Source organism: Liquorilactobacillus mali (assembly GCF_001437155.1).
In the GTDB taxonomy this organism is placed as follows: Bacteria; Bacillota; Bacilli; order Lactobacillales; family Lactobacillaceae; genus Liquorilactobacillus; species Liquorilactobacillus mali_A.
Map to the genome: position 1 here is coordinate 1 of NZ_JQAR01000023.1, position 5,739 is coordinate 5,739.

The 5,739-nt window shown below is 35.7% G+C and carries 4 protein-coding genes and 1 pseudogene; 3 read left to right on the plus strand and 2 right to left on the minus strand.

Annotated features, from left to right (window positions below; genetic code table 11):
- Positions 1-140: 140 nt before the first annotated feature.
- On the minus strand, positions 141-728 hold the full coding sequence (locus tag IV36_RS09075; protein WP_056991874.1) for a hypothetical protein: 588 nt from the start codon (positions 726-728) through the stop codon (positions 141-143).
- A gap of 579 nt (positions 729-1,307) precedes the next feature.
- Between IV36_RS09075 and IV36_RS09080 the strand changes: the two genes are divergently transcribed.
- Together IV36_RS09080 and IV36_RS09085 are read left to right on the plus strand one after the other, a co-directional pair.
- Positions 1,308-2,675 carry an NAD-dependent succinate-semialdehyde dehydrogenase gene (locus IV36_RS09080; protein ID WP_056991875.1) on the plus strand — a complete coding sequence of 456 codons (1,368 nt, stop codon included), beginning with the start codon at positions 1,308-1,310 and terminating at the stop codon, positions 2,673-2,675.
- 420 nt (positions 2,676-3,095) lie between these two features.
- On the plus strand, positions 3,096-3,782 hold the full coding sequence (locus IV36_RS09085; RefSeq protein WP_056991877.1) for a fructose-6-phosphate aldolase: 687 nt from the start codon (positions 3,096-3,098) through the stop codon (positions 3,780-3,782).
- 307 nt (positions 3,783-4,089) lie between these two features.
- On the opposite strand, the gene IV36_RS09090 is transcribed toward IV36_RS09085, so the two are convergent.
- Positions 4,090-4,986 carry an aldo/keto reductase gene (locus IV36_RS09090; RefSeq protein ID WP_056991879.1) on the minus strand — a complete coding sequence of 299 codons (897 nt, stop codon included), beginning with the start codon at positions 4,984-4,986 and terminating at the stop codon, positions 4,090-4,092.
- Positions 4,987-5,276: 290 nt separating this feature from the next.
- Between IV36_RS09090 and IV36_RS12250 the strand changes: the two are divergent.
- Positions 5,277-5,739 (plus strand): annotated as a pseudogene (locus IV36_RS12250) (beta-fructosidase); the annotation flags it as partial.

Consider the following 5,739-nt stretch of genomic DNA (forward strand, 5'->3'; position numbering starts at 1 on the left):
AATGATTGATATTCAATAAAAACATCTCCCTATTTTATTCATATTCAGTATACCAAATATAGTAGGTCTACAAAATCAATACTTTTTCTGTTAAGTACTATTATTCAATTTAAGCGGACTTGCAGCTCTAATAGCGGTGATCAAAAACGAGAAAAATTAAAAAAAGAAACCAACAATAATAATGCGAGATTCATAAAAATTGCAATAAGCCAGACAGAAAATGTAATTTCTTTTATTAGTGGTAAAATTTTTTGGTCGTATTGGATAGTCAAATTAACAATATTAGGATTTCTAAGAAGCACTGGCTTTTTATTTTTTATCTGTGAATGTAAATTAATACTTTTTCTTTTTAAAACAATGTAGGACAACAGCCAAAGTATTTCCCATAACAGAAATAATACAAAGAGTAGCGGCCTAATTTGGATGTAAAATCCAGAATAAAAAAGGGCTACAATAACGGAGAAAAAAAAGAGTAGAAGGTTGAAAGAAAATGTCCTGAAAAAAAATAAAGTAAACGGGTAGCTATTAATAGCAGAGAGAGATTTGATTTCATCAATAGAAATTAAATTATCTTTTTTATAATTTTTAATCAAAGATGTATACTGAATTTTAGGCTTATTGATTTTTTTTAAAGTTTTAGATACTCTTCTTGAAAATAGCAGCATCATAAAAATGCACAACGCAGCAAGAAAAAATAAGAAAAAACTAGTTTCAGTATAGGAATACAAAAAAATCCCTCCAATATTATTTTTGTCAAGTATATCACAAATACAAATCTTATAATTAACGTTTCTGCTGACTTCTTTCTAATTCAAGGCAATAAGCTTGAAAATAGAAGCAAATTAACCTTTAAATATATATTATTATTTTGGAACTCAATTCTGAATTGGGTTCCCTTTTTATTTGTCATAATCACAGGACAAGGTCAAGTCATAATGTACCTCTGAGTGTAATGGGGTTGGGCCAAAAGTGAAATTTTACCCTGGTTCCTCTCCTCTACCTATTCCGGATAAACGTGTTCCATAAGTCAAAATTTTCCATTTAACCTCAAATCACTCATAGCAAATTTTACTGACTTATGTCACACTCCCGAATAGCTCATAGTGTGTTTATGATTAATAATTTTATGATTTGATGTAAAAATTATTAAAAAAAAATAGTAAGAGGAAATGAATGAAAACTAAGCTACATATACTATTCTATTGACAGGAAGCTTTTGATAATTAACAAGAGTGATTGCTTTTATCAGCAATTTTTTATTATAATGACAGTGTATTATCGCTAGAGAAGAAAGGGGAAGATTTTTAATGTCATATCGTGTAGTTAATCCATATAATGGAGAATTGATCAAAGAATTTCCTGCAGCAACGGATGAAGAGGTTGAACAAGCTTTAACAGATGCAAATAATTTTTACCAACAGGCTAAGGAACAGCCAATTGAACAGCGGGCAGAACAGCTGGCTGCCCTAGCTGATGAATTTACTAAAAGGGCTGATTATTATGCTAACTTTTTGACTGCTAACATGGGTAAATTGATTAGTGAAGCCCGAGGAGAAGTCAAAAAAACAGTTGCCTTCGCTCGTTACTATGTTGAGAATGGAGCGGCTGCTTTGGTAGATCAAGATTATACTGCCATGGCTGGTCGCAAAGCACATCTTGAATTCAGTTCGATTGGCGCAGTTGTTGCTGTTGAGCCTTGGAACTTTCCATATACTCAAGTTATGCGTGTTTTTGCACCCAATTTTATTCTTGGTAATCCAGTAATCCTCAAACATGCCAGCATTGTTCCGGAATGTGCCCAAGCATTTGATGATGCTTGCAAAGCAGCAGGCCTACCAACAGGTGCATTTAAAAATATATTTGCGACCTATGATCAGGTCAACCAGATGATCGGTGATCCGCGGGTTCAAGGTGTGGCTTTGACTGGTTCAGAAAAAGCAGGCGAGCTGATAGCAGCTGAGGCTGGTCATAATCTGAAAAAATCAACAATGGAGCTTGGCGGCACAGATGTTTGCATTGTCCTAAATGATGCTGATTTGAAAAAAGCTGTGGCCGGTGCTGTCAGTGGGCGTTTACGTAATGCCGGACAAGCTTGTACTTCTGCTAAACGTTACTTAGTTCAAAGTGGAATCTATGATGAATTTTTAACAGCTATCAAAAAAGAATTTGCCAAATATCAACCCGGTGATCCTTTGAATGAAAAAACAACGTTAGCTCCACTATCCTCAAAAAGTGCTCAGCAGAATCTGCAAAAACAGATCAAGGCTGTTTTAGATGGTGGTGCAAAAGTTTTGTGGGGCGATCCAACGGCAGTTGAAGGTCCAGGAGCTTTCTTTAAGCCTTTGATTATTAGCGGAATGACATATGATAATCCAATGTACGATCACGAATTATTTGGACCAGTTGCTCAGCTTTACAAAGTTGACGATGAAAAGGGAATCGTTGAACTGGCAAACCATTCGAATTATGGTCTGGGTGGTGCAATTTATTCTGAGAATTTAGATAAAGCTCGCAAATTAGCTTCAAAAATCGAAACTGGGCAAATTGCTGTTAATCAACCATTATCTTCATTACCAGAATTACCATTCGGTGGTATTAAAAAGTCTGGTTATGGCCGTGAGTTAAGCAACTTGGGAATCAGAGAATTTGCCAATATCAAAACAGTTTTGGGATAATGCCTTAATATGTTAGACTTGGCAGGACATTTTTGAGTTTATTTTGGAAAGATGAAATCGTCCTTGAGTTACTTGAAAGCAAGAATGTAACCATTACAACTCATGTTAACAGGTCGTTTGTATGACTTGAATGAAAAGTTGAAGATTTTGAATTAAGGAAAAACTTTAAGAACAAACGATAATAAATAATGAAAGCCATGGCTTCCAAAAGGGAGGCATGGCTTTTTATGTGGAATGATTTATAAAAAAGAGCGTTTTTTATCATTTAGTGTTGTACTATTTTAAGAAGACCTTTTAGCTATAAAAAAGGGATAATCCATTTTTTAGAAAGCGTTTACGTGAAAAGACAATGGTGCTATAGTAAAGTGGTTATTGAACGAACTGAGCAAATCTCATAATTTGGAAAGGCAGGTCACTATCATGGAATTTTTATTAGATACTATTGATTTAGCTTGTATTGAAAAATATGCTAAGGCATTACCGGTGGCAGGAGTAACTTCTAATCCAAGTATTGTAAAAAAACAAGGAAAAATTGATTTTTTTAATCACATGAAGCAAATCCGGCAAATAATTGGTCCCAGTGCTACCCTGCATATCCAGCTGGTTGGACAAACCGTTAGTGAAATGCTTGATGATGCACAAACTATTTTTGAACAAGTTGGCCCTGAGACCTATGTTAAGGTTCCAACAACTTTAACCGGATTGGAGGTCATCAAAAAGCTGAAACAAGCGGGTCATAATGTAACGGCTACTGCTATTTATACTAAGTTACAAGGGCTTTTGGCAATTTCAGCTGGTGCAGATTATATTGCACCTTACTATAATCGAATGCAGAATATGGGAATTAGTGCTCCAGAAGTAATCAAGGAATTCGCAGATGCGATAAAAAGAAATGGCGCTCAAACTGAAATTTTAGCTGCAAGCTTTCATAATGTTGACCAAATTACAACTGCATTAGCCAATGGAGCACAAGCGGTCACTGTTGATCCATCTTTAATTGCAACTGGACTAAATCATCCTGCCATTCAACAAGCTGTTAATGATTTTACCAATGATTGGGAGAGTACTTTTGGTATAGGACAAACAATCATTAGTCTTTTAAAGTAGTTTAAGTTGAAAATCATGATACTTTGGTTGATGATCTCTTAGCTTATTAGTTGATAAAATTGTCCTACTTTAAGTAGATACATCGTAGATTAAATCACTGAAACATTAGGATTAGTTATTGAAAGTTTAATAGGAAGCCCGTGTCAAAAAAATTTTGGGACAGGCTTATTTTTAATTGCGTATATTTGTTAATAGTATAAAAAGAGTGGATGAAACAGATAGGTATAACCGGAGTATCTGATCGTCCACTCTTTTTTAAAATCTAGTTATTTTTACCAAACATTTTTTCTATTGAAAAGCCAGACTGTTAGTACTTTTTAGTATCGGACCACTGGTCTATGCTGTTAGCGAATGCACCTTTGGAATTATGCCATTGAAAGTCATCGTACCAAAGAGCGCGCTTTCCTTGATCAAGTTTGTCAATTTGCTGAACATCTTCAGCACTCAATGAGAAGTCAAAAATCTGGCTATTTTGAATAATTCGCTTTCCATGGGTAGATTTCACAACTGTGATAATATTCCGCTGCCATTCCCAACGTAAAATAATTTGAGCGGTTGAACGTCCATACTTTTTAGCTAAAGCCTCAATGACTGGATCTGTCAAAGATGCTCCACCGCCAAGCGGAGACCACGCTGTCATTTCAATTTTATGACTACGATCAAATTCTAAAATTCCATGTTCCTGATTAGTTGGATTGAATTCCATTTGGTTAACGGCTGGTATGATTTCAGCTTCATCAAGCAGTTTTCTCATTCGGTCATTGTCAAAATTAGAAACACCAATGGCTCGAATCTTGCCTTCACGATACAATCGTTCCATTGCATGATAACTCTCGAGGTAAGTCTTATCTACCGGCCAGTGCATCAAATAAAGGTCGACATAATCCAGCCCCAAATCTTTTAGTTGATTTTCAAATGCTCTAGAAACTTGGTCATAGTTTCCTTGTTCACCATTATAAAGTTTAGTTGTGACAAAGAGGTCGGAGCGTTTTAACCCCGATTGTTCCAAGCCAAGCTTAATGCCAGCACCAGTTCCTTGCTCATTACCATACTGTCGTGCAGTATCAATTCCCAGATAGCCATTTTGAATGGCGGTCGCAACCGAATCGCGAGACGTATGGTTATCGGTTTTCCAAACCCCCAGACCAAAGCGCGGCATTTTAACGCCGTTATTTAAGGTAATTGTTGAATGTAATCCGTCCATTATAAAACATCTCCAATCATTTTGTGGACCAAATAAAGCATAACATATCAATTAAAGCGATACCAAATATGAAGTTTATTAATCATTAGGGCTAGATAAATACTATGTAAGATTTCAGTAAGTGAGATGGTTTTTATTATTTAGTTTTATGTTATTTCAAGAATTTTCTTAAACACAAGAGAACTTTTTAAGCACAAAAAAGGTGAAGATTGCCTTTAGAAACCGTTTACACGAAAGAACCCGGATGCTATAGTAAAATCGTTATTAAAAAGGGGGATTAATAATTTCTAATGAACAGAAAGTTGAATGAAAAAGAGCATTATAAAATGTATAAGCAGAATGGGGGCTGGGTCTTTTCCATCATTTTTATTAGCGGGGGGCTCTTGCTCTCTAATTATCAGGTTAATGTCGTTAAAGGTGATACGGTATCCTCAACTATATTAAGTAAGGGCAGTCAAGTAAGTCCTGATGATACCAGCAATGTAGCGACAACAAGTAGTAGTGAAGTATCAAGTGATACCAGTAATGCAGCGACAACAAGTAGTAGTGCCACAACAACAAGTGATACAAGCAATGCAGAAACAAGTAGTAGTGCTGCAACAACAAGTGATACAAGCAATGCAGAAACAAGTGGTAGTGCTGCAACAACAAGTGATACAAGCAATGCAGTGACAACAAGTAGTAGTGCTGCAACACCAAGTGATACAAGCAATGCAGCGACAACAAGTAGTAGTGCCGAAGCAACAAGTGATA

What these genes read in the sequence shown, in the direction of transcription:
- IV36_RS09080 (WP_056991875.1), top strand. Translation starts at nt 1,308, where the DNA reads ATGTCATATCGTGTAGTTAATCCATATAATGGAGAATTGATCAAAGAA.
- IV36_RS09085 (WP_056991877.1), top strand. Translation starts at nt 3,096, where the DNA reads ATGGAATTTTTATTAGATACTATTGATTTAGCTTGTATTGAAAAATAT.
- IV36_RS09090 (WP_056991879.1), bottom strand. Translation starts at nt 4,986, where the DNA reads ATGGACGGATTACATTCAACAATTACCTTAAATAACGGCGTTAAAATG.